Origin of the sequence: Luteibacter yeojuensis (genome assembly GCF_011742875.1) — a bacterium.
In the GTDB taxonomy this organism is placed as follows: domain Bacteria; phylum Pseudomonadota; class Gammaproteobacteria; order Xanthomonadales; family Rhodanobacteraceae; genus Luteibacter; species Luteibacter yeojuensis.
The window spans coordinates 2,173,498-2,194,883 of sequence record NZ_JAAQTL010000001.1; the positions used below are offsets into that span (position 1 = coordinate 2,173,498).

General features: G+C 63.8%; 15 protein-coding genes and 1 pseudogene. 5 read left to right on the plus strand and 11 right to left on the minus strand.

Features of this window, described 5'->3' with window-relative positions; genetic code table 11:
• Positions 1–5 precede the first annotated feature (5 nt).
• Entirely contained in the window at positions 6–1,430 is a 1,425-nt protein-coding gene (locus HBF32_RS09930) for a mannose-1-phosphate guanylyltransferase/mannose-6-phosphate isomerase (protein WP_166699471.1), read from the plus strand.
• On the opposite strand, the gene HBF32_RS09935 is transcribed toward HBF32_RS09930, so the two are convergent.
• Entirely contained in the window at positions 1,423–2,763 is a 1,341-nt protein-coding gene (locus tag HBF32_RS09935) for a phosphohexomutase domain-containing protein (RefSeq protein WP_166699472.1), read from the minus strand. The genes HBF32_RS09930 and HBF32_RS09935 overlap by 8 nt on opposite strands.
• Entirely contained in the window at positions 2,760–4,466 is a 1,707-nt protein-coding gene (locus HBF32_RS09940; RefSeq protein ID WP_205287730.1) for a glycosyltransferase family 39 protein, read from the minus strand. The genes HBF32_RS09935 and HBF32_RS09940 overlap by 4 nt, the downstream gene beginning before the upstream one ends.
• Between HBF32_RS09940 and HBF32_RS09945 the strand changes: the two genes are divergently transcribed.
• Entirely contained in the window at positions 4,453–5,403 is a 951-nt protein-coding gene (locus tag HBF32_RS09945; RefSeq protein ID WP_166699474.1) for a glycosyltransferase family 2 protein, read from the plus strand. The genes HBF32_RS09940 and HBF32_RS09945 overlap by 14 nt on opposite strands.
• 5 nt (positions 5,404–5,408) lie before the next feature.
• Here HBF32_RS09945 and HBF32_RS19485 read toward each other — a convergent pair.
• From HBF32_RS19485 to HBF32_RS09975, 6 genes and pseudogenes are all read right to left on the minus strand, one after another.
• Positions 5,409–5,873: pseudogene (locus tag HBF32_RS19485) on the minus strand (acyltransferase); the annotation flags it as partial.
• Positions 5,870–7,699 carry a glutamine--fructose-6-phosphate transaminase (isomerizing) gene (glmS, locus tag HBF32_RS09955; RefSeq protein ID WP_166699476.1) on the minus strand — a complete coding sequence of 610 codons (1,830 nt, stop codon included), beginning with the start codon at positions 7,697–7,699 and terminating at the stop codon, positions 5,870–5,872. The pseudogene HBF32_RS19485 and the gene glmS, both read right to left, overlap by 4 nt.
• A gap of 17 nt (positions 7,700–7,716) precedes the next feature.
• A complete protein-coding gene (locus HBF32_RS09960; RefSeq protein ID WP_166699477.1) occupies positions 7,717–9,087 on the minus strand; it encodes a pyridoxal-phosphate dependent enzyme in 1,371 nt (456 codons plus the stop codon).
• A gap of 199 nt (positions 9,088–9,286) precedes the next feature.
• Positions 9,287–9,640: an HP1242/YdcH family protein gene (locus tag HBF32_RS19325; RefSeq protein WP_240147814.1), complete on the minus strand. Its 354-nt coding sequence runs from the start codon at positions 9,638–9,640 to the stop codon at positions 9,287–9,289.
• 244 nt (positions 9,641–9,884) lie between these two features.
• Positions 9,885–10,547: a DUF4398 domain-containing protein gene (locus tag HBF32_RS09970; protein ID WP_166699478.1), complete on the minus strand. Its 663-nt coding sequence runs from the start codon at positions 10,545–10,547 to the stop codon at positions 9,885–9,887.
• Positions 10,547–11,071 (minus strand): DUF4398 domain-containing protein, encoded by a 525-nt coding sequence (locus HBF32_RS09975; protein WP_166699479.1) that lies wholly within the window; start codon positions 11,069–11,071, stop codon positions 10,547–10,549. Before HBF32_RS09975 ends, HBF32_RS09970 begins: the two co-directional genes overlap by 1 nt.
• Positions 11,072–11,164: 93 nt before the next feature.
• On the opposite strand from HBF32_RS09975, the gene HBF32_RS09980 reads away from it, so the two are divergent.
• On the plus strand, positions 11,165–12,274 hold the full coding sequence (locus HBF32_RS09980) for a PilT/PilU family type 4a pilus ATPase (protein ID WP_166699480.1): 1,110 nt from the start codon (positions 11,165–11,167) through the stop codon (positions 12,272–12,274).
• A gap of 99 nt (positions 12,275–12,373) precedes the next feature.
• Here the strand turns inward: HBF32_RS09980 and maiA are convergent, their stop codons facing one another.
• Entirely contained in the window at positions 12,374–13,030 is a 657-nt protein-coding gene (maiA, locus tag HBF32_RS09985; protein ID WP_166699481.1) for a maleylacetoacetate isomerase, read from the minus strand.
• A gap of 118 nt (positions 13,031–13,148) precedes the next feature.
• Between maiA and HBF32_RS09990 the strand changes: the two genes are divergently transcribed.
• Both HBF32_RS09990 and HBF32_RS09995 read left to right on the plus strand, forming a co-directional pair.
• On the plus strand, positions 13,149–14,330 hold the full coding sequence (locus HBF32_RS09990; RefSeq protein ID WP_166699482.1) for a phosphoglycerate kinase: 1,182 nt from the start codon (positions 13,149–13,151) through the stop codon (positions 14,328–14,330).
• Positions 14,330–14,980, plus strand: a complete 651-nt coding sequence (locus HBF32_RS09995; RefSeq protein WP_166699483.1) for an HAD hydrolase-like protein — start codon at positions 14,330–14,332, stop codon at positions 14,978–14,980. Before HBF32_RS09990 ends, HBF32_RS09995 begins: the two co-directional genes overlap by 1 nt.
• 727 nt (positions 14,981–15,707) lie before the next feature.
• Here the strand turns inward: HBF32_RS09995 and HBF32_RS10000 are convergent.
• Both HBF32_RS10000 and tkt read right to left on the minus strand, forming a co-directional pair.
• On the minus strand, positions 15,708–17,768 hold the full coding sequence (locus HBF32_RS10000) for an acyltransferase family protein (RefSeq protein ID WP_166699484.1): 2,061 nt from the start codon (positions 17,766–17,768) through the stop codon (positions 15,708–15,710).
• 1,382 nt (positions 17,769–19,150) lie between these two features.
• Entirely contained in the window at positions 19,151–21,163 is a 2,013-nt protein-coding gene (tkt, locus tag HBF32_RS10005) for a transketolase (RefSeq protein WP_166699485.1), read from the minus strand.
• Positions 21,164–21,386: the final 223 nt, after the last annotated feature.

Here is a 21,386-nt window from a genome sequence, read left to right on the forward strand (position 1 = left end):
CACCCATGCTGATTCCCCTCATACTCAGCGGCGGAAGCGGCACTCGGCTTTGGCCGATCTCGCGCCGCAACCTGCCAAAGCAGTTCCTGTCCCTCGCAGGCAAGGAGACGCTTTTCCAGCAGACCGTGCGACGCGCGGCGACATTGGCCGACGTGACCGACCCGATCGTCGTGGCCAGCGATGACCAGCGCTTCCTTGCCGCGGAGCAACTTCAGGAACTCGGTATCACCCGCGCAAGCATCCTGCTCGAGCCGGTTGCCCGGAATACGGCACCGGCGATCGCCGCGGGTGCGCTGGAGGCTTTGCGCAGAGACAAGGACGCGTTGATCCTGGTGCTGCCCGCGGATCATCTGATCGGCGACGACCAGGCATTCACCGACGCGGTCGCCCGGGCCCGCCCCCTGGCGGAACAGGGCTGGCTTGTCACCTTCGGCATTCGCCCCGACCGTGCCGAAACGGGATTTGGCTATATCCGCCGCGGCGCCAATCTCGGGGGCGACACGTTCCAGGTCAGCCAGTTCGTCGAAAAGCCAAACCCGGAGATTGCAGCACGGTACGTGGCCAGCGGCGAGTACGACTGGAATTCCGGCATGTTCCTCTTTCGTGCGTCCCGTTACCTTGAGGAACTTGGGCAGTACGCGCCGGCCATGCTGTCCGCTGCGGAGGCGGCGTTTGCGCGGGCGAATACGGATCTCGACTTCATAAGGCTCGAAGGCGATGCCTTCGCCGCCGCGCCAAGCGATTCCATCGACTATGCCGTCATGGAAAAGACCTCGCGTGCCGCCGTGGTTCCCGTCAGCTGTGAATGGAGCGATATCGGTTCATGGGACGCCCTCTGGCTGGCTGCTGAAAAGGATGCAAACGGAAACCATCTGGAAGGCGATGTCATCGCCCTCGATACCCGCAATTCGCTAATCCGGTCGCATGATCGTCATCTCGTCGCCACCATCGGCCTGGAAGACGTCGTGGTCGTAACGACGCCTGACGCCACCCTGGTCGCACGGCGGGATGCTTCGCAGGACGTCAAGAAGATCGTCGAGCACCTGAAGGCTGCCGGCCGCACCGAACACGACCTCCACCGCGTCGTCCGCAGGCCGTGGGGCAGCTACGATTCGCTGGAATCGGGAGACAGGTTCCAGGTAAAGCGCATTGTCGTCAAACCTGGCGCGGCGCTCAGCCTGCAGATGCATCACCACCGGGCCGAGCACTGGATCGTGGTCAAGGGCGTGGCCGAGGTCACGTGCGACGACAAGGTGTTCCTCCTGGCGGAGAACCAAAGCACTTACTTGCCGCTCGGTAGCCGGCACCGCCTGCGCAATCCCGGCAAGGTACCCGTGGAATTGATCGAGGTGCAGTCCGGCAGCTATCTCGGCGAAGACGATATTGTCCGCTTCGACGATGTCTACGGCCGAGCGGGAAAGATCAGCTGATCAACCGCGACAGCTCTTCGGTCCGCCAGGCAAGCAGCACGGCATCATCCCTGGTTTCGACATTGAGGCGCAGGAGCGGTTCGGTGTTGGACGACCTTAAGTTGAAGCGCCAGGAACCGAAGTCAGCACTGACACCGTCGACGTACTCGAGAGAAGGCGACTCCTTTTCGTAATACGCCAGAACACGCGCTACCGCCGCCTTCGCATCCTCCACCACGAAATTGATCTCGCCACTGCAGGGATACGCCGCCATGCGCTCGGCCAACATGTCGGCAAGGCTCGTTCCCGTCACGGACAGCCGCTCGGCTATCAACAGCCACGGGATCATTCCCGAGTCGCAATAGGCAAATTCGCGGAAGTAATGATGCGCACTCATCTCCCCGCCATAGATGGCGTCCTCGGCACGCATCCGCTCCTTGATAAAGGCATGCCCGGTCTTGCTCTCGACAGGCACCCCACCCGCCTGGCGAACCATGTCGATGGTGTTCCAGGTGAGCCGCGGGTCGTGGATGATCCTGGCGCCCGGATGCTTCTCCAGCAACTGCGCGGCGAGCAAGCCGACGATGTAATAGCCCTCGATGAACTCGCCGCTCGCGTCGAAGAGGAAGCAGCGATCAAAATCGCCGTCCCAGGCGACGCCGAAGTCCGCCCCGTGAGCACGCACCGCGTCGGCCGTAGCCGCACGGTTCCCGGGCAGCAGGGGATTGGGAATGCCGTTGGGAAAGCTGCCATCCGGCTCGTGATTCACGCGCACGAAATCCAGCGGAAGATGGGCCTGAAGCAAGTCGACGATCTGGCCGGCTCCTCCGTTCCCGGCGTTTACCACCACCTTGAGCGGCCGGATCACACCCAGGTCGATGTAACCGAGGAGATGATGGATGTAGGCACTCTTGTCGTGGTCGCCAACCACTCCGCCGCGTGCACCGGCGGGTTCGCCGAAGGCATCCTCTTCCACCATGCGTTCGATGTCGCGCAGGCCGGTGTCGCCGCTGATCGGGCGCGAGCCCTCGCGCACGAGCTTCATGCCGTTGTAGTCGATCGGATTGTGACTCGCCGTCACCATGATTCCGCCAGCGACCCGGCGGTGGAAGGTCTGGAAATAGACCTCCTCCGTACCACATAGGCCGATATCGACGACATCGCGGCCCTCGTCATTGAGACCACGCACGACGGCTCCCGCCAACGCCGGACTGTCGCGCCGGATGTCGTATCCGACGACGACGGCGCCCTCGCCCACCGTGCGCGCAAATGCCCGACCCAGGCGGTACGCGATATCCTCGTTCAACTCGTCCGGCACGCGGCCACGGATATCGTAAGCCTTGAAACACTTCATGGGTGACCTCCAAGCCCGCCCCGCAACCAGTGGAATACCGGCTGTCCCTCCCGAGAAGGAAACGTACGGGCTTCCAGCGACTGAATGCCATTCGCCTGCAATGCCTGACGGTAGCGACCTTCATCGGCCGCATTCCAATAGACAAGGCGAAACTCGGTGATACCGTCCTTCTCCAGCTTCGCGATCGTCGCCGGCTCGATATCGACGCTGTAGCGTACGCGGTTCCCGGTGAGGAAGGCGAATGAGGTGAAGAACCCCCATTCGGGAAACAGGTAGGCGACATTCGCCGGCACGCCGCGTGCTTCGAGCGCCAGCGTCGTGAGGGCGTCGCTGCTGCGGCCGCGACCTCCGGTCTTTGCCAGCCACTCGTGGAAGCGGGCCTGCTGGACAAGGTTTCCACCGATCACTGCCAGTGCAAGCGCCACGACAACCGCCATAGGGACGGGACGGGCGGGAAGACGCGCCAGCTCGGCGAGTTTCGCCGCCAGGAGGGCCGGTAGCAGGTAGACGAAAGGCAAGAGGACACTGAAGTGGTGCGCCCAGAGTCGATGACCGAACAAGGACGCCACGGCAACGAAGGAGATTGGCATCAGCCCCGGAAGGATCATCATCGTCGCCTGTGGCTGACGCCTGCACACAAGGACGATGCCGATCGCAACGAGACCCGCGACGGCGGCAACCAGCCACCAGGCCTTCATCGCGCCCCAGGCGCCGGGCAACCCTTGCCCGAAGATCATTGCCTCGTTCGCGGCATCGCTCGTAGCCAATCCGAGCAAGGCCCACGCATATTGAAGGTTGTTTCCGGAAGCGCCGCTGGCATCGAAGGGCTTGAGCTGCCCCAGCATCCCGCGCACGAACTCGAGCGTCGGCTCGACACCATGCTTCTTCGCCAGCAGCGAGAGGAACCCGAGCAGGAAGGGTGAAACGCCGACAACGGCGCCGGCCACCCAGCGCCCCCAATCGCGGCGGGGTATCCAGCAGGCCACCAGGATGGCCATCGCCGGCGCGAAGAAGGCCAGCACGAAATAACCATAACTGGCGAGGCCAAAAAACACGCCGGACCAGAACACCCGACGCCGGACGATCCACGATCCGCCCTCGGCCGGAAGCGCGAGCAGCATCGAAACGACGAGCCATGCGGCGCCGCCGAGCACGATGTAGAACTGGGTGCGGAACGACGCCGTGAAGGCGAGTTCCGTCGCAAGGCCTATGCCGGTCGCCAGCGCTAGTCCATGCGCCCCGGTGAGGCGGCGTGTGAGCTGGTAAAGCGCCGCCAGCAGGATCAGGCCGAATACCGCCTGCTCGAGACGCAGCGAGGTGACACTGAACCCCGTCACGGCGAAGAAAGGCAGGCCCAGGTAGGCGTTCTGTAGCCCGTGGTAGAAGCTGCCCAGGATGGGAAAGATCTTTGACGGGATCCCCGCACCGGGGTTGTGCCCGCGATGCAGCCACTGGGCCGCGAGGAAGTCCGGATTAACGGCGTCCATATAGACCCCAGGCAGGTCCGAATGGACGAGAACGAGACCAAGGAACACGCCAAGCGGCAGCATCCACGCCAGGCGGGCCGCCCAGGCTTCCTTCCAATACATCAAGGCCGTCTCCTCTCGGTCGCAGCCCGTGCGCCGGCGCTGGTTCGCAAGATTATACAATCGCAGCAGACACGCCGATCCACCAGGGGACGAACGCCTCATGCAGACAACCACTCCGTCCCACGGTCAGGACGTTGCCGTACTGATTCCCTGTTTCAACGAGGAACTGGCCATCGCGGAGGTCGTCAGGGATTTCCGCGCCGCGCTGCCGGAAGCCCGCATCCACGTCTTCGACAACGCCTCCACGGACAGGACCGCCGAGATCGCGAGGGAGGCCGGTGCCATCGTCAGGACCGTCGGCCTTCGCGGCAAAGGCAACGTGGTCCGTCGGATGTTCGCCGATGTCGATGCCGAGGTTTACGTCCTCGTCGATGGCGATGCCACCTACGACGCAGCCAGCGCCCCGGCGATGATCGAGCGGCTACTGCACGACGGATCGGACATGCTGGTCGGCGTACGTAAGGACGACAACCTGGCGGGGGCCTACCGCAGCGGCCATCGCCTGGGCAACCGCATGCTGACCGGCTGCGTGGCCATGATTTTCGGCGGCGCGTTCACCGACATGCTGTCCGGCTACCGCGTGTTCACCCGCCGCTACGTAAAGTCGTTTCCCGCCCTCTCGGCCGGTTTCGAAACGGAAACCGAGTTGACCGTCCACGCGCTCGAACTGCGCATGCCGTGGAGCGAAATGGACACACCTTACTCCGCGCGCCCCGAAGGATCGGAAAGCAAGCTGTCCACCTATAAGGATGGTTTGCGGATACTCCGGATGATCCTTCGCCTGTTCGTGGCGGAACGTCCCCTGCACTTCTTCGGCATCGTAGGCGCCTTGTCGCTCGTGGTCGGTGTGGCCATCGCCGTTCCACTGCTGATGACTTATCTGGCAACCCACGAAGTGCCTCGGCTTCCCACCGCAATTCTCTCTACAGGGTTCGCGCTGGTCGCGGCAATCTCCATCGTTTGCGGCCTCATCATGGATGCCGTCACGCGCGGCCGGAGGGAAATGAAGCGCCTCTTCTATCTCGGTATCCGCGGACCCACGAGACCCTAGGGATCGACATACCCGATGACGCTCGCGGGATTACCGACAACGATCGCGCGCTCCGGCACGTTCTTCGTTACCACCGCCCCCGCACCCACCATCGCCCTGGCACCAATCTCGACACCAGGCAGGATCGTCGCCCCACCCCCTATCGACGCCCCTGACCGAACTACCGTCTGCGGAAACGCCACCGGGTAGGCCCGCGACCGCGGAAACGGATCGTTGGTGAACGTGACGTTCGGCCCGACGAACACATCATCCTCCAGCCGCACCCCATCCCAGAGCTGCACCCCACTCTTCACCGTCACCCGGTCGCCCACCACCACGTCGTTCTCGACGAAGCAGTGCGAACAGATATTGCAGTCGGCACCGATGACGGCACCCGGAAGGATCACCACGAACTGCCACACCCGCGTACGCGGTCCGATGTGCAGCGCCTGCACATCGGCCAGGGCATGAACGAACGGCTCGTCGCTCACTCGACGGTGACCGACTTCGCCAGATTGCGCGGCTGATCCACGTCCGTCCCACGCTGCACGGCGACGTGATACGCCAGCAACTGCATCGGCACGGTAAACACGGCCGGCGCGATCAGGTCGCCGCCGCCATCCACGCGCACGGTGGCGATATGCGCCGTGTCCGCATCCATCTCCGCCCGTTCGTCCGCGAACACGATCAGCTCGCCGCCACGCGCCCGCACTTCCTGCAGGTTCGACTTCAGCTTGTCCAGCAGCGGTCCGTTCGGCGCCACGGCCACGATGGGCATGTTCTCGTCCACCAGGGCCAGCGGGCCGTGCTTCAGTTCGCCGGCCGGATAGGCTTCGGCATGGATGTAGGAGATCTCCTTGAGCTTCAGGGAGCCTTCCAGCGCCACCGGGAACTGCGCACCGCGGCCGAGGAACAGCGCGTGCTGCTTGTTGATGAAGTGGTCGGCGATCTTCACGATGGCCGGTTCGCTCTGCAGCGCGTTCTCGATATAACGCGGCAGCGACTGCAGTTCCTTGCAATGCTCGAGATAGCGCGCGTTGTCCAGCCCGCGGCGACGGCCGAGGTCCAGCGCCAGCAGTGCGAAAGCCGCGAGCTGCGTGGTGAATGCCTTGGTCGAGGCGACGCCGATCTCCGGACCCGCGCGGGTCATCAGGCGCAGGTCGGATTCGCGCACCACCGAGGATTCCGGCACGTTGCAGATCGCGAACGTGGCCAGGTAGCCGCGGCGGCGCGATTCGCGCATGGCGGCCAGCGTGTCGGCGGTTTCGCCGGACTGCGACACCGCCACGAACAGCGTGTTCTCCGGCACCACGACGTCGCGGTAGCGGTATTCGCTGGCCACTTCGACCACGACCGGGATGCGCGCCAGTTCCTCGATCCAGTATTTCGCCACCATGCCGGCGTGGTAGCTGGTACCGCAGGCGACGATGTGGATGCCGCGCGTCTTGTCCAGGATGGGATCGGCGTCGATGCCGAAGATGTTCGGCAGGACGCCGTGCGGTCCGATGCGACCCTCGAGCGTATCGGCGACGGCGCGCGGCTGTTCGAAGATTTCCTTCTGCATGTAGTGGCGGTACTCGCCCCGCTCCACCGAATCCGCGCTGATCTCGCTTTCGTGCGCGGTGCGGTCCACCGGCTTGCCGTCCAGCCCGAAGACGGCGACGCTGTCGCGGGTGATCTCGACGACGTCGTCCTCCTCCAGGTACATCATGCGGTTGGTGACCTTGATCAGCGCCTGCGCGTCCGATCCCAGGAAATGCTCACCGATGCCGATGCCGACCAGCAGCGGGCAGCCACGACGGGCACCGACGATGCGTTCCGGCTCGTCCAGGCTCATCACCGCGATGGCATAGGCCCCCTCCAGTTCGCGCACGGCGGCGGTGACGGCCTCACGCAAGGGCTTTCCGGCCTTCACATGCTCGTCGATCACGGCACCCATCACTTCCGTATCCGTCTCGGACTGGAAGGTGCGGCCCTTGGCCTTCAGCGCATCCCGCAGCGAGGCGTAATTCTCGATGATGCCGTTGTGCACGATGGCGATGCGGCCCTGCACATGCGGGTGGGCGTTCAACTCGCTGGGAACGCCATGCGTCGCCCAGCGGGTATGCGCGATACCCGTGCCGCCCGGCACCGGGTCGGCGTCGTACAACGCCTCCATTTCGCGGACCTTGCCCTTGGCGCGCACGCGGCGGATCTCGCCGCCGTCCGCAATGGCCATGCCCGCGGAGTCGTACCCGCGGTATTCCAAGGCCTTGAGCCCCGCGATGAGGATGGGCGCGATATCACGCTGCGCGACAGCGGCGACGATTCCACACATGACGCTTCCCCTGTTCCTTAGTTGACCTTGCGACGCAGATAATTGAGCAAATCGATCCGCGTGATCAGCCCGAGGAATTGCTCCCCGTCGACCACGATCGCGACATGACCCTTTTCGAACACCGGCAACAACGCCTCGATGGGCGAAGTCACCTGGAGCATTTCCGGCGAGGCGATCATGGCGGTGGACACCGGATCGCGGAACTTCGCGCTGTCGGCGTGCACATGGAGCAGCACATCGGATTCGTCGAGGATGCCGACGATGCGGTCGCCCTCCATGACCGGCAGCTGCGACACGTCGTACAGCTTCATGCGGTTGTAGGCGGTGATAAGCATGTCCTGCGGCTTCACCACGACGGTATCGCGCTGGGCGTACGGGCGCAGGATGAGATCGCGCAGGTCGCCGAAGGTCTCACGCTCCAGGAAGCCGTTATCGAGCATCCAGTAATCGTTGTACATCTTCGACAGGTATTTGTTGCCCGTATCGCAGACCAGGGTCACCACACGCTTGGGCGTGGTCTGTTCGCGGCAGTATTTCAGCGCAGCGGAAAGCAGCGTACCCGTGGATGAACCGCCCAGCACGCCCTCCTTCGCCAGGAGCTCACGCGCGGCGAGGAAGCTTTCCTTGTCGCTGATGGCGTAGGCCTTCTTCACCATCGAAAAATCGCTGATCGAAGGGAGGAAGTCCTCGCCGATGCCTTCCACCATCCAGCTGCCTGACTTCTCCGACAGCGTGCCCTCGTTGATGTACTGCGCGAGGATGGAGCCCACCGGGTCGGCAAGGACGATTTCGGTATGGGGCGAGTGCTCGCGAAGGTAGGCGGTGAGGCCGCTCATCGTCCCGGACGAGCCGCAGCCGACGACGATGGCGTCGACCTTGCCGTCCAGCTGTTCGAGGATCTCGGGCCCGGTGGTTTGCACATGGGCAAGCGGGTTGTCCGGGTTGCCGAACTGGTTGATGAAGTACGCCCCGGGCGTTTCCCGGGCGATGCGCTCGGCCATGTCCTGGTAGTACTCGGGGTGCCCCTTGGCGACGTCCGAGCGGGTGAGCACGACTTCGGCGCCCATGGCCTTCAGGTTGAAGATTTTCTCGCGGCTCATCTTGTCGGGCACGACCAGGACCAGCCGGTAGCCCTTTTGCTGCGCGACCAGGGCAAGCCCCAGGCCGGTATTGCCGGCGGTGCCCTCCACCAGCGTGTCGCCTGGCTTGATCTTTCCGGCGCGCTCGGCGCCCTCGATCATCGAACGGCCGATGCGATCCTTCACCGAGCCGCCCGGATTGGCGCTTTCCAGCTTCAGGAACAGTTCGCAACAGCCCGCATCCAGGTGCTGGGCGCGCACCATCGGGGTACGGCCGATCAGTTCGAGGATGCTGTCGTGAACACTCATTGGAACTCCATGGTGGGTCGGCGCGGCCCCGTCGGCGCGCCCGTTGGGAGCACATGATAAAGGGTGCGGTACTGAACCGATGCCCGGCTTCTCGGCCGAGCCAAAACGGTGTATGGACCGTGCGCGGGGCGTTTCGGTTCCGGAAACGAGAACGGGCGCCTCGCGGCGCCCGTTTCCGTAGGATCGGCCCGTTGGGGCGTCAGTGTCGCGACTGTTGCCAACGGTCCCACATTCGCTGGAGCTGTACCTTGGCCTGCAGCTTTTCCCGCTTCATCTTGCTCAAGGCCTCGTCGCCAAGCGCCAGACATCCGCGGCCGGCGTCTTCGAGCTTGGAATCGAGTTCCTTGTGGCGGAAATAGAGACGGCGAGTCTCGGCATCGGCGTGGATGAACTGCTCGACGTCGTCGTGCTGCTGGTTTTCGAACATATCGATCTCCTCGCGGTGGGATCGGTCTGCGGTGCGGACCGGTCGTGAGGGGAGCCATGCGGGCACCATCCGCGCATCGGCGGAAAGGGGACTGGCGATGCTATGTGCCTGGGTGAACGTACGCATGCTCCGGCAGGACCGCCACGTGTTTTTTCCGTGACGGGAGGTCGAAGCTACTCCCCTCTCGGGGGGGCCGCAAGAGCGATACTTCTCAAAAAATGCTAAAAAATAGTTGCGTGGGCAACGGCTTACGCAGCAGCTGCCGAGCTATGAACTGTAGGAGCCGCTATAGCGGCGAGAAGCCCACGAAGCGAGGAAGCGGCGAGGCGAGTTCCCCTCGCCGCTATAGCGGCTCCTACAAAGGCGGGCTTCAGTGCCCGTTCTTCTTCGTCTTCTTCGGAGCCGGCGTGGCCGGCGTCGAGGCGGGGGCGCCGCCGTCCGAGGAGTTCATATCGCGCAGGGCGCGGGCGGCAGCCTCGGCCAGGGCGGCCTGCTTCTTGGCGGCGTTGGCCACGCGGGCCTGGGCGGCCGCGACCTGCCGGGCCTTCTCGCCCTCGGCCTTGGCCTGCTCCAGGGCCTGGGAATATTCCACGCCCTGCTGCTGCAGGCGCGCCGCCTCTTCCTGGATCATCTGGTTCTGCATGCGCTGCTGCTCGAGCTGGCGCCGGGCCATCTCGGCGTCGAGGCGGCTGGCCTCCAGCAGGATGGCGTCGTGCTCGCGATCCAGTTGCGCGCTCTTCGCCTGGGCGTCCTGGTACTGGGCCATGGCCTTGGCGATGTCCACCCGGCGTTCGGCGATGTACAGGTAGTGGCCATGCTCCTTGTCCTTGGGCTTGAACTGCGCCATCTGGCCGATCGCCTCGCGGGCACGGGCTTGTTCGGCCTGGGCATAGCCACCCAGGGCCGGATCGGAGGAAAGCTGATCCAGGCTGGATGTCAGGCGGCGCACATCGAGGTCCTCGGTGGCGGCGACGGCCGTACCCGCGGAAACGGCAAGAACGAGGGCCGAGAGAAGGATGGTGGAGCGCTTCATCACTGGCCTCCCTGGTCGTTCAGCGGCTGGGTTTCGCCACCGGCGGGCGGAGGCGTGTTGTCGATGGGTTCCGGCAGGACCGTCTCGGATTCCTGCACGTTGTTCGGAATCGGCACGGTGTCGTTCGCGTGGTTATCGATCATCTCCACGCGCATGCTGGCGTTTTCCTTGCTCTTGGCCGCGTTTTGCGCACGGACCGCGCCCAGGCGCGCCTTGGCGCGGGCCAGCTCGCTGTCCGCGCGGGATTCGTCGGCGAGCAGGGCGGCGTCCTCGTACTTGCGGCTGGCCATGGCGGCCTGGGCCTGGCGGAATTTGCTTTGTGCGTAATCCAGGTCCACCGGCGCATAATCTGCGGCGCCGGCGTCGCGCGCGGCCTGGAGTTGCGCGAGCGCCTGGTTCATGGCGCCGTCCGGCGGGGGCACGCTGGCGCAGCCAGCGAGGGTGGCGATAGCCAGGGCCAGGGAGGCCAGGCCGATGAGCCGGCGGCCCCTCGAAAGGGCGTTCGACGGCAAGATGTGCACCATCACTCGTTCCTCGTACAGATTTGCGAGATATTGTCGATATACAGGTCAGTGAGACCGTCTTCTCGATTGTAATGCGAACGCCCGGGGGTTTAGGTGGATATTGGTTATTTCCTGAAGCTGATGGTGGACAAGGGCGCGTCGGACATGTTCCTGACGACCGGTGCCCCTGTGAACATCAAGGTGGAGGGCAAGCTTTACCCGCTCGGTAACACCGGCCTGCCCAGCGGCATGGTCAAGAAAATCGCCTATTCCCTGATGGACGAGGGGCAGGTCCCCCAGTTCGAGCGCGATCTCGAGCTCAACATGGCCCTGGCCGTGAAGGAAGCCGGACGGTTCCGCATCAACGTGTTCAAGCAGCGCGGCGAGATCGGCATGGTCATCCGTGCCATCAAGAGCGAGATCCCCTCCCTCGAGGAACTCCGCCTGCCCGCGATCTTCCGCGACCTGATCATGGAGCCGCGCGGCCTGATCCTCGTCGTGGGCGCCACCGGCTCGGGCAAGTCCACCACCCTGGCGGCCATGCTCGACCACCGCAACAGCAACAGTTCCGGGCACATCCTCACCATCGAGGACCCGATCGAGTACCTGCACCGGCACAAGCGGTCCATCGTGAACCAGCGCGAGGTGGGCCTCGACACCCACAGCTACCACGAGGCGCTGAAGAACGCGATGCGCGAGGCGCCGGACGTCATCATGATCGGCGAGATCCGCGACACCGACACGATGGAGGCCGCCATCTCGTTCTCGGAGACGGGCCACCTCTGCCTCGCGACGCTGCATTCGAACAACGCCGACCAGACGCTGGAGCGCATCCTCAACTTCTTCCCGGAATCGGCACACAAGAACGTGCTGATGAACCTCGCCCTGAACCTGCGCGCGGTGATCAGCCAGCGCCTGGTCATCGGCAAGGACGGCCGCCGCATGCCGGCCACCGAGGTCCTGCTCAACACCCCGCTGATCCGCGACATGATCCGCCGCGGCCAGATCCACGAGGTGAAGGACGCCATGGACCGCAGCCTGCAGGAAGGCATGCAGACCTTCGACCAGTCCCTGTACCGCCTCTACAAGGAGGGCCTGATCACGCTCGAGGAATGCCTCAACAAGGCCGACTCGCGGGACGGCCTGGCGCTGAAGATCCGCCTGTCGGAAGGGGCCTCCGGAAACGAGTTCGCCTCGAGCGACCCGTACGGTATCGGGGTCTGACCTTCCGCCGACATCTACCTGTAGGAGCCGCTACAGCGGCGAGGGAAACGTGCCTCGCCGCTTCATCGCCTCGTTGGCTTCTCGCCGCTATAGCGGCTCCTACAGGGGATTCGGAGCGTCTGGCTGGGCCTCGGGCGCGGCCCTGCGGAAGGCATCCAGCGCCTGGCAAGCCTCGACCACCCGCCGGATCGTCGGATACGGCGCGAGGTCCACACCCCAGCGCACGGCGTTGTAGTACTGCGGCACGAGGCAGGCGTCGGCCAGGCTCGGCGTGTCCCCATAGCTGAACCGGCCAGCCGTGCCGTCGGCCAGCAGCTTTTCCAGGCCGTCGAAGCCGAGCGCGATCCAGCGCCTCGACCAGGCTTCCTTCACGGCCTGGTCGGCGCCGAAGTCGGCCTCGATCGCCTTCAGCACCCGCAGGTTGCCTACCGGATGGATATCGGTGGCGACCGCCTGCATGAGTTCGCGCACCTTCGCCCTGCCTGCGGGGTCGGCCGGCATCAGCGCCGGCTCGGGACGGGTCTCCTCGAGGTACTCCATGATCGCCATCGACTGGCGCACGATGCGCCCGTCGTCGACGAGCGTGGGCAACTGTGCCTGCGGTGACAGCGCGCGGTAATCGGCCTTCAGGTGCTGTCCGCCCTCGTTCACGAGGTGTACCAGGCGGGCCTCGTAGACCAGCCCCTTGAGGTTGAGCACGATGCGCACGCGGTAGGCAGCGCTGGAGCGCCAGTAGGTGTAAAGGACGAGGGACATGTCGGGCCTTCCTTCGGAGTCGCAGGCATTCTAGCGGCACCGGTGCCGCCCCGATTTGCGCCGGTCCGTCCCCGCCAAGGACAATAGCGGTCTTCCGTCCCGAAAGCTGGAGCCCAACGTGTCCGTCATCCGCATGCAAGACCTCGACCTGCGCGGCAAACGCGTGCTGATCCGCGAGGACCTGAACGTTCCGGTGGAGAACGGGAAGATCACCTCCACCCAGCGCCTCGACGCCTCGCTGCCGACCATCGTCGCCGCCCGCGACGCCGGCGCGAAGGTCATGGTCATCTCGCACCTGGGCCGGCCGAAGGAGGGCGAGTTCGACGAGGCCTCTTCGCTGAAGCCCGTCGCCGACTGGCTCGGCGGGAAACTCGGCAAGGACGTGCGCCTGGTGCGCGACTACCTCGACGGCGTGGATGTCGCCGACGGCGAAGTCGTGGTGCTGGAGAATTGCCGCATGAACGTCGGCGAGGGCAAGGACGACGAAGGACTGTCGAAGAAGTACGCCGCGCTCTGCGATGTCTTCGTCATGGACGCTTTCGGCACGGCCCATCGTGCCCAGGCATCGACCCACGGGGTCATCCGCTTCGCGCCCGTGGCCGCCGCAGGCCCCCTGCTGGCGAAGGAGCTGGATGCGCTGGGCAAGGCGCTGGAGAACCCGAGCCACCCGCTGCTGGCCATCGTCGCCGGCTCCAAGGTGTCCACTAAGCTCGAACTGCTGCAAAACCTCGTCGACCGCGTCGACCAGCTGATCGTGGGCGGCGGCATCGCCAACACGTTCATCCTCGCCGCCGGCCACAAGGTGGGCAAGTCGCTGGTCGAAGCCGACCTGCTCGATACCGCGAAGAAGATCATGGCCGATGCGAAGGCGCGCGGCGCCGACGTGCCGGTGCCGACCGACGTCGTGGTCGCCACGGAATTCTCGGCCAGTGCCAAGGCCACGGTGAAGGCCGTCGGCGAAGTGGCCGACAACGAGATGATCCTCGACATCGGACCCGAGACGGCGAAACGCTACGCCGAACTGATCGCCAAGGCGGGCACGGTGGTCTGGAACGGCCCGGTGGGCGTCTTCGAATTCGACGCCTTCGGCAAGGGCACGGAAACGCTGGCCCGCGCCATCGCGGCTTCCAAGGCCTTCTCGATCGCCGGGGGCGGCGACACCCTTGCAGCCGTCGACAAATACGGCATCGAAGATGGCGTGTCGTATATCTCCACCGGCGGCGGAGCCTTCCTGGAATTCCTCGAAGGCAAGGAGCTGCCGGCCGTGGCCGCACTCAAGGCCCGGGCGGAAGCGAAGTAATGCTCGTCCTGTTCGACCTCGACGGCACCCTCATCGATTCGGAACTCGGCATACTCGCCGGCGTTCGCCATTCGCTGGCGAGCGTGGGCGCGGACGCCCCGGACGACACCGTCCTGCGCTCCTGGATCGGACCGCCGCTCCGGATAAGCTTCGGTGCGGTGCTGGACGGTGACAGCGAGCGCGTGGAAGCGGCCGTCGAGGCCTATTCGCAACGCTTCCGCGAGGTCGGCTGGTCCGAGCATACCGTGTACGACGGCGTCGGCGAGATGGTCGCCGCCCTCGTCGAGGCGGGACATCGCCTCGCGGTGGTGACCAGCAAGACGCGCACGCACGCCGAGCCGATCCTCGCCCACCTGCCCTTCGGCCACCTGTTCGAGCGCCTCTATGCTCCGCCGCCGGCGACGGCCCACAGCGAAAAGGCGGAAATGATCGCTGCGGCACTCGCCGACTTCGCACAACCCGCCGGCGATACGATCATGGTTGGCGATCGCCTCTTCGATATGGAGGGTGCGGTCGCCAACGGCGTGCGCGGCGTCGGCGTGCTCTGGGGCTTCGGCGACCGGGAAGAGCTTGAGACGGCCGGTGCGTGGAAAGTGGTCGAGACGCCCGCCGAAGTCGTCCTGCTCGCGGGCGAGGTCATCGCGGGCTAGGGTGTGTTCGACAAAGGCTTCGGCGTACGGTGCGCGTTGGTATAAGCCGATGTTCCAGTAAGACAGCGTGTCGTACCGTCATGCGATGTGCGCGATTGCGCTCGATCCGGAAAGACCCGCATGCGCCTATACCACGTCGTACTCGTTGCCGTCACCAGCTGCGTGTCCTGCACCTGCGCTCACGCCGCTTCCCGCCCGGACTTGACGCGTCTATGGCGAAACGACAATCCCGGCCGGCCGCGAACAGACACGGGCCCGTTCGATCCTCAATGCCTGAATGTCATCAACGTCGACAAACCGCCGCGCGACCCATGGCGGAATGGCGATCCGGCTTTCGTTCCGACAGATCGGCGGGAGCGCTTCGCGAAGAACATCCCGTATTTAGGCCCAGCCTTGCCGGCCACCGCCGCGGTCTGCACATCGGGCACACTTGCCCCTGTCCAGGCACAATCGTCGTGGATGTCGCCACTCGCCCTCCAGCCCATGGCCGCGTATCGCGCGAACAGTTCGGACCTTCGACCAAATGTCGACTTACAAGCGGCAACCAACCGGAAGGCCGGGGCGGGCCCGGCGGCGCAATGGCTCATGAAGGCGGCCTTAGCACTGAGCGCTACGGGAAGAATCTCCGGCACCGGGCACGACACGACGGCCGACATCGGAAAGTCTTTACTGGGAGAGCCCACCGGTCTTTTTGCACAGGGCATCCAAGGCGGCGTCCGATGGCGGATCAATCGGTAACGACCGCTTGCCTGATTGCGTTCATGAGCGATGGCAGAAGCACGCTGTTCCCGTACGCGCTGATATGGTCACCATCGAAGAATAGCGGCCGTCCATTCGCGAATGCACTGCATACGGGGCCTTCCGGGCACAAGATCTTTCCCGCATCGAACACGGTGACCCCATCGTCACCTCGCGCGAGTTCCTCCAACGCATGGAGCATCGGAGAGCGCTGAGAGAGGAATTCGGCACGATCTATTTCAGCCCCTCCGGCACAGATCTCGTTGGATTTTGACCACCAGTCGACACAACGAAAGGCAGGGGCTTTTAGAACCGGGCCCGGAGCCTGCAGGACGACCTTCGCCCCGGTGCCTCTCAGTTGCCCGATTATCCCGGCTGCGCTCCTCACCGCCGCTTGGAGCGACGCCTCCGTACCCCGATTCAGCGATTCCACCTCCTCTCGTGGGAAGACGATCCATTGATCGACAAATCTCGGCAGACGAAGCGAAGGAAGGAATACGACGTCGCTCGGCTCCAGCCTCGGCAAGAGATCATTCATCGCGACAGATGAATTCTCCCGGCACAGCGCGTTGTCCTCCCGCCAAGGCTGCAGGCTCAGGAACGGACAACCGCCATTGTTGTAGACGGTCACCTCGCCGCCGGTTTCGAGCGCGTATGCCGCAAAAGCAGGCCCATATGAGAGCGCGTGCGAATCACCAATCGCAAAGAGGCGCGGTGCTGAGACGGGTGTCTCGCAGCCCGACCTGCGATACGTAATTCGTCGTCCGGACGACAATGCCTCTTGAGAAGGGACGACCCGACATCCACGGTCGTCGACGAGCTTCTGCCCACGCGATGGATACCAATCCTCGGGTGACTGAGCAACGCTACTGAAGGTAAAGTGCGGCTGATGGCGTTCCATGGTGCGAGCTGCGAACGACCCCAAACATACCGCAGCTACCGCGGCGACGATTGCCTTCGCCTTCATGACCGACGGCATGAGCGGCGAGCGGAACGGTTGCTCAACGAAGCGCCACGATGCCCAAGCCAATACACCGGTCAACGCCAGCGCGGCGCCGCCGAACCATGGACCGGAAAGCCCCACGGTCCATTTAAACAGTACGATTACCGGCCAGTGCCACAGGTACAGGGAGTACGAAAGCCGGCCAATTTGCAGGAACGACGTCATGTACACCGGAGCACGCCGGCCGACGGTTATCGATCCCGAACGCGGCATGGCGACAAGGAAAGCCATGGCAGCGATGACCGGCAGCACGGCACCATATCCCGGTAAGGTCTCCGGCTTCAGGAACAGAAACGCATAAGCGAGAAGGCTCAGTCCGCCAAGGGCCACTCCCCCCCTAATCATCGCGCTTCCCAGCGCCCCCGCAAGACGCCGGCTGGCGAGAGAGGTTTGCGCCATGTACAGCAGCACGCCCACCGCGAGTTCCCAGTACCTCGTCGAAAGCAGGTAATAGGCACCCGCGTCGCCGTCTGCATGCATGTAGACGGCGTAGACAAATGAAGCCGCCCCTAGGACCAGGAAGATTGCCGCACATCCATGCCGCCACAGCCCGCCTCGCGTCCATAAGTAGAACAGGCCAGGAAAGAGAAGATAAAACTGCTCCTCCACGCCCAGCGACCAGGTATGGGTGAATGGATTGAATTCGGCCAGCGGCGAAAAATAACTGTCTGCCTGGGTCGAAAGGACGAGATTGCTCGCTCCGAAGAACGCGTATCTTCCCGTGCGCGGTATGTTGTCGCTCAACCACGACGGGGGAATCCACAGCATCGTGGCCAAGGCAGTGACAAGCAAACAGACCACAAGTGCCGGAACGATACGACGGACGCGCCTTGCGAAGAAATCTATTGCGAATTTTCTGAGTGAGGCGCCGTCATGGGCATCGGCCGACCTGCTGACGACGAAGCCGGATATGACGAAGAAGACGTCCACGCCCGCAAAACCACCGGGCAGTAAACGACTATCGAGGTGGTAAATAACGACAGCCAGAACGGCTACAGCACGAAGGGCGTCTACATGCGGGAGATAGCTGGAACGCGCGGTTGTCATCTTGACTGAAAGATCCTTGGAGCCGACATTCTAGCAAGAAGACCCTCTGAAGCCGGCGGCCGTCCTGTAGTCCATGGGCGATGCATACATCGGCCAATAACGACGCATCACATCAACCGGAGGTTTTCTTACATGACGCGCCGGGTGAGGATGGCATCATGACAGGGCGGCATAATTTATTTTACCAACGCGCATCACCATCCCTTCCTGGAGCAACATCGTGCGCCAAAGCTTTCCTGTACTGGCTTTCCTCGTCATCACTGCTTCTTGGATTGCGGCTGGCAGAGCCCACTCAGCGGACACCATTATCACTGACAGTTCAGCGCCACTTTCGTGGGCACCTCCACGTGCTTATCAATCTAAGGATGCATACCGGAAAACCCGTCCCAGCGCCCACCCGAATGCCGACGATCCGCTAACGTTTCCCATACCGCATACCATCGCAACAGCACATCGGAGACTGGACTCGGCCCTGCTAGTGCTGAATCCCTCCGGCAGAATCAAGATAGCCGGCGATACCACGGCATATTCGCGAAAGCCGCCGCTAGGGATCGGCAGCACCCCATACCCCATCACGGCGCATGGCGGAATCCGATAGAGACGTCGATGGCAGCAGTCACCGCCAGATCTGTGGATGCGGCAGGAGGCCGAAGGCACATAGTTACAATATGCTCCCGCAGCGACTGCGACACCGTCAAACGATGACTGGCCGCTTCGGATGACGACGACATTTGCTGTCTATGAACGACGTTATCGCTTAATGATCCACCTCCCTATCGTAGCCACTCATCCACTAACTCACGGGGATGAACTACCAAAGGAGGATTCAATAATGAAACCAACTCGCGCTATCAAGATTACGCCTCTTGTTGTAGCCGCCCTTGCGTGGTGCAGCGGTGTTCAAGCGCGGCTAGACCCCGGACAAAGTCTTCATACAGGCCAGGTCACGTATTCGGATAGCGGTCGCTATCTTGCGACCATGCAACATGACGGCAACTTCGTTGTATACCGAAATGATGGACACGCAATCTGGTCGACAAACACCGCGGGATTGGGCGCCGTAATCGCCATCATGCAGCATGATGGGAATTTTGTGCTCTACGACGCGGCAGGGCGTCCCGTCTGGTGGACGGCAAGCAACGGCCCAGGCCGCCTATTTGCCGTTACCGAAGCAGGGCAGGCACTAGTGATTGCACCCGGACACGTGCAGGGATACGTTTGGTCAGCCAGTTTGTACGATTTGCCGCCCCGTCCAAGGACCGGCCGCCGTTGCCATGGCAATCCAGGTGAGTGCCTGGGAGAAAAAAGGAGACTCCACTTCAACCTCCTGCAAGTGAGGCTCTGATGCGAATAGGCCCCCTTGCGGGGGCCTATTGCAACACTTACTTGATCACACCCTTCACCGCATCCACCACCGCCGTGGTGGTAATGCCGAAGTGCTCATAGAGCTTGTCGATCGGCGCCGACGCGCCGAAGGTGGTCATGCCCACGACCTTGCCGTCGAGGCCGACGTACTTCGCCCAGTAATCCACGCTGGCCGCCTCCACCGCCACGCGCGCGCGGCACCACGACGGCAGCACGCCCTCGCGGTATTCGACCGGCTGCGCGTCGAACTCTTCCGTGCAGGGCATGGAGACGACGCGGACGGGAACGCCCTGGTCGCCAAGGGCCTGGGCCGCTTCGACGGCCATCCCGACTTCCGAGCCCGTGGCGATGATGATCGCCTTGAACTTCTCGGCGGGTTCGAAAAGAACGTAACCGCCCTTCTCGATGTCGGCCACCTGCTGTTCGGTGCGCGGATTGTGCTTCAGGTTCTGGCGCGAAAAGACCAGGCACGACGGGTTGCCGGCGCGCTCGATGGCCTTCTTCCACGATACCGCCGACTCGACGGCATCCGCCGGACGCCATACGCGATTGTTCGGAATGAGACGCAGCGAGCCCAGGTGTTCCACCGGCTGGTGGGTCGGGCCATCTTCGCCGAGGCCGATCGAATCGTGCGTATACACGTGGATGACGTGAGCGGGGATCAGCGCCGACATGCGCACGCCGTTGCGGGCGTAGTCCGAGAACACGAGGAAGGTGGCGTCATATGGCACGAAGCCGCCGTGCAGCGCGATGCCATTGGAGATCGCGCTCATGCCGAACTCGCGCACGCCGTAATGGATGTAGTTGCCTTCCCCACCGGCAGTGTTGACGTTCTTTGAACCCTTCCAGATGGTGAGGTTCGACGGTGCAAGGTCGGCGGAGCCGCCGATCAGCTCCGGCAGCAGCGGACCGAACGCGTCGAGGGCCATCTGCGAGGCCTTACGCGACGCCACGACGGGACCCTCGGCCTGCATCTTCCGGATGAAGGCATCGGCACCCTCCTTCCAGTTCGCCGGCAGCTCGCCGGAGAGGCGGCGCTTCAGCTCGGCGGCGAGCTCCGGATGCGCCTTCGCGTAGGCATCGAAGGCGTCGTTCCAGGCCTTCTCCGCCTTGGCACCGGCATCCTTCGCGTCCCACGAGGCGTACATCTCCTGCGGGATTTCGAACGGCGGGTACTTCCAACCGAGCTTTTCGCGTGCGGCCTTCACTTCGTCGGGGCCGAGCGCCGCGCCGTGCGAGGACTCCTTGCCCTCCTTGTTCGGTGCGCCGAAACCGATCACGGTCTTGCAGATCACCAGCGAGGGCTTCTCGTTCTGCGAGGTCGCGGCCGTGATCGCCTTCTTGATGGCGTCGGCGTCGTGACCGTCGACCGGCTTGCCGTCGTCGCCCATGACGACATTCCACCCGTATGCGCGGAAGCGCGCAGGCGTGTCGTCGGTGAACCAGTCATGCACTTCGCCGTCGATCGAGATGCCGTTGTCGTCGTAGACCGCGACGAGCTTGCCGAGCTTCAGGGTGCCGGCGAGCGACGCCACTTCGTGCGAGATGCCTTCCATCAGGCAACCATCGCCGACGAACACATAGGTGTGATGGTCGACGATGTCGTGGCCGGGGCGGTTGAAGCGCGCCGCGAGCACCTTCTCCGCGAGGGCGAAGCCCACGGCGTTGGCGAGGCCCTGGCCCAGCGGGCCGGTGGTCGTCTCGACGCCCGGGGTGTGGTGGTATTCCGGATGGCCCGCCGTACGGAAGCCCAGCTGGCGGAAGTGCTTGAGGTCCTCGATGCCGAGGTCGTATCCGGTGAGGTGGAGCAATGCGTACTGCAGCATCGAGCCGTGACCGTTGGAGAGCACGAAGCGATCGCGGTTCGGCCAGTGCGGGTTCGACGGGTTGTGGTGCAGGAAGTCGCCCCAGAGGACTTCGGCGATATCGGCCATGCCCATCGGCATGCCAGGATGGCCGGATTTGGCGGCTTCCACACCATCCATGGCCAGGGCGCGGATCGCGTTGGCGCGTTCGCGGCGTGTCGTCATCGGCGTTCTCCAGTAAGCAGGCGGCGGAAAAAACGCGATTGTCGCCCATTGCCCGCCCGCTTGTCGTGGACGTACCTGCCGTGGCCGGAGAAGTTAACCCCGGCTTAATCTTTTGACCCCGTTTTTTGAATCTCTTCAGGTAGGGGTGGCTCTAATCGACCACGGCCACCGACCTTTCCCCCTCCCCCAACGGATGGTGGCCGCCCCGAAAAGAAGAGGAACA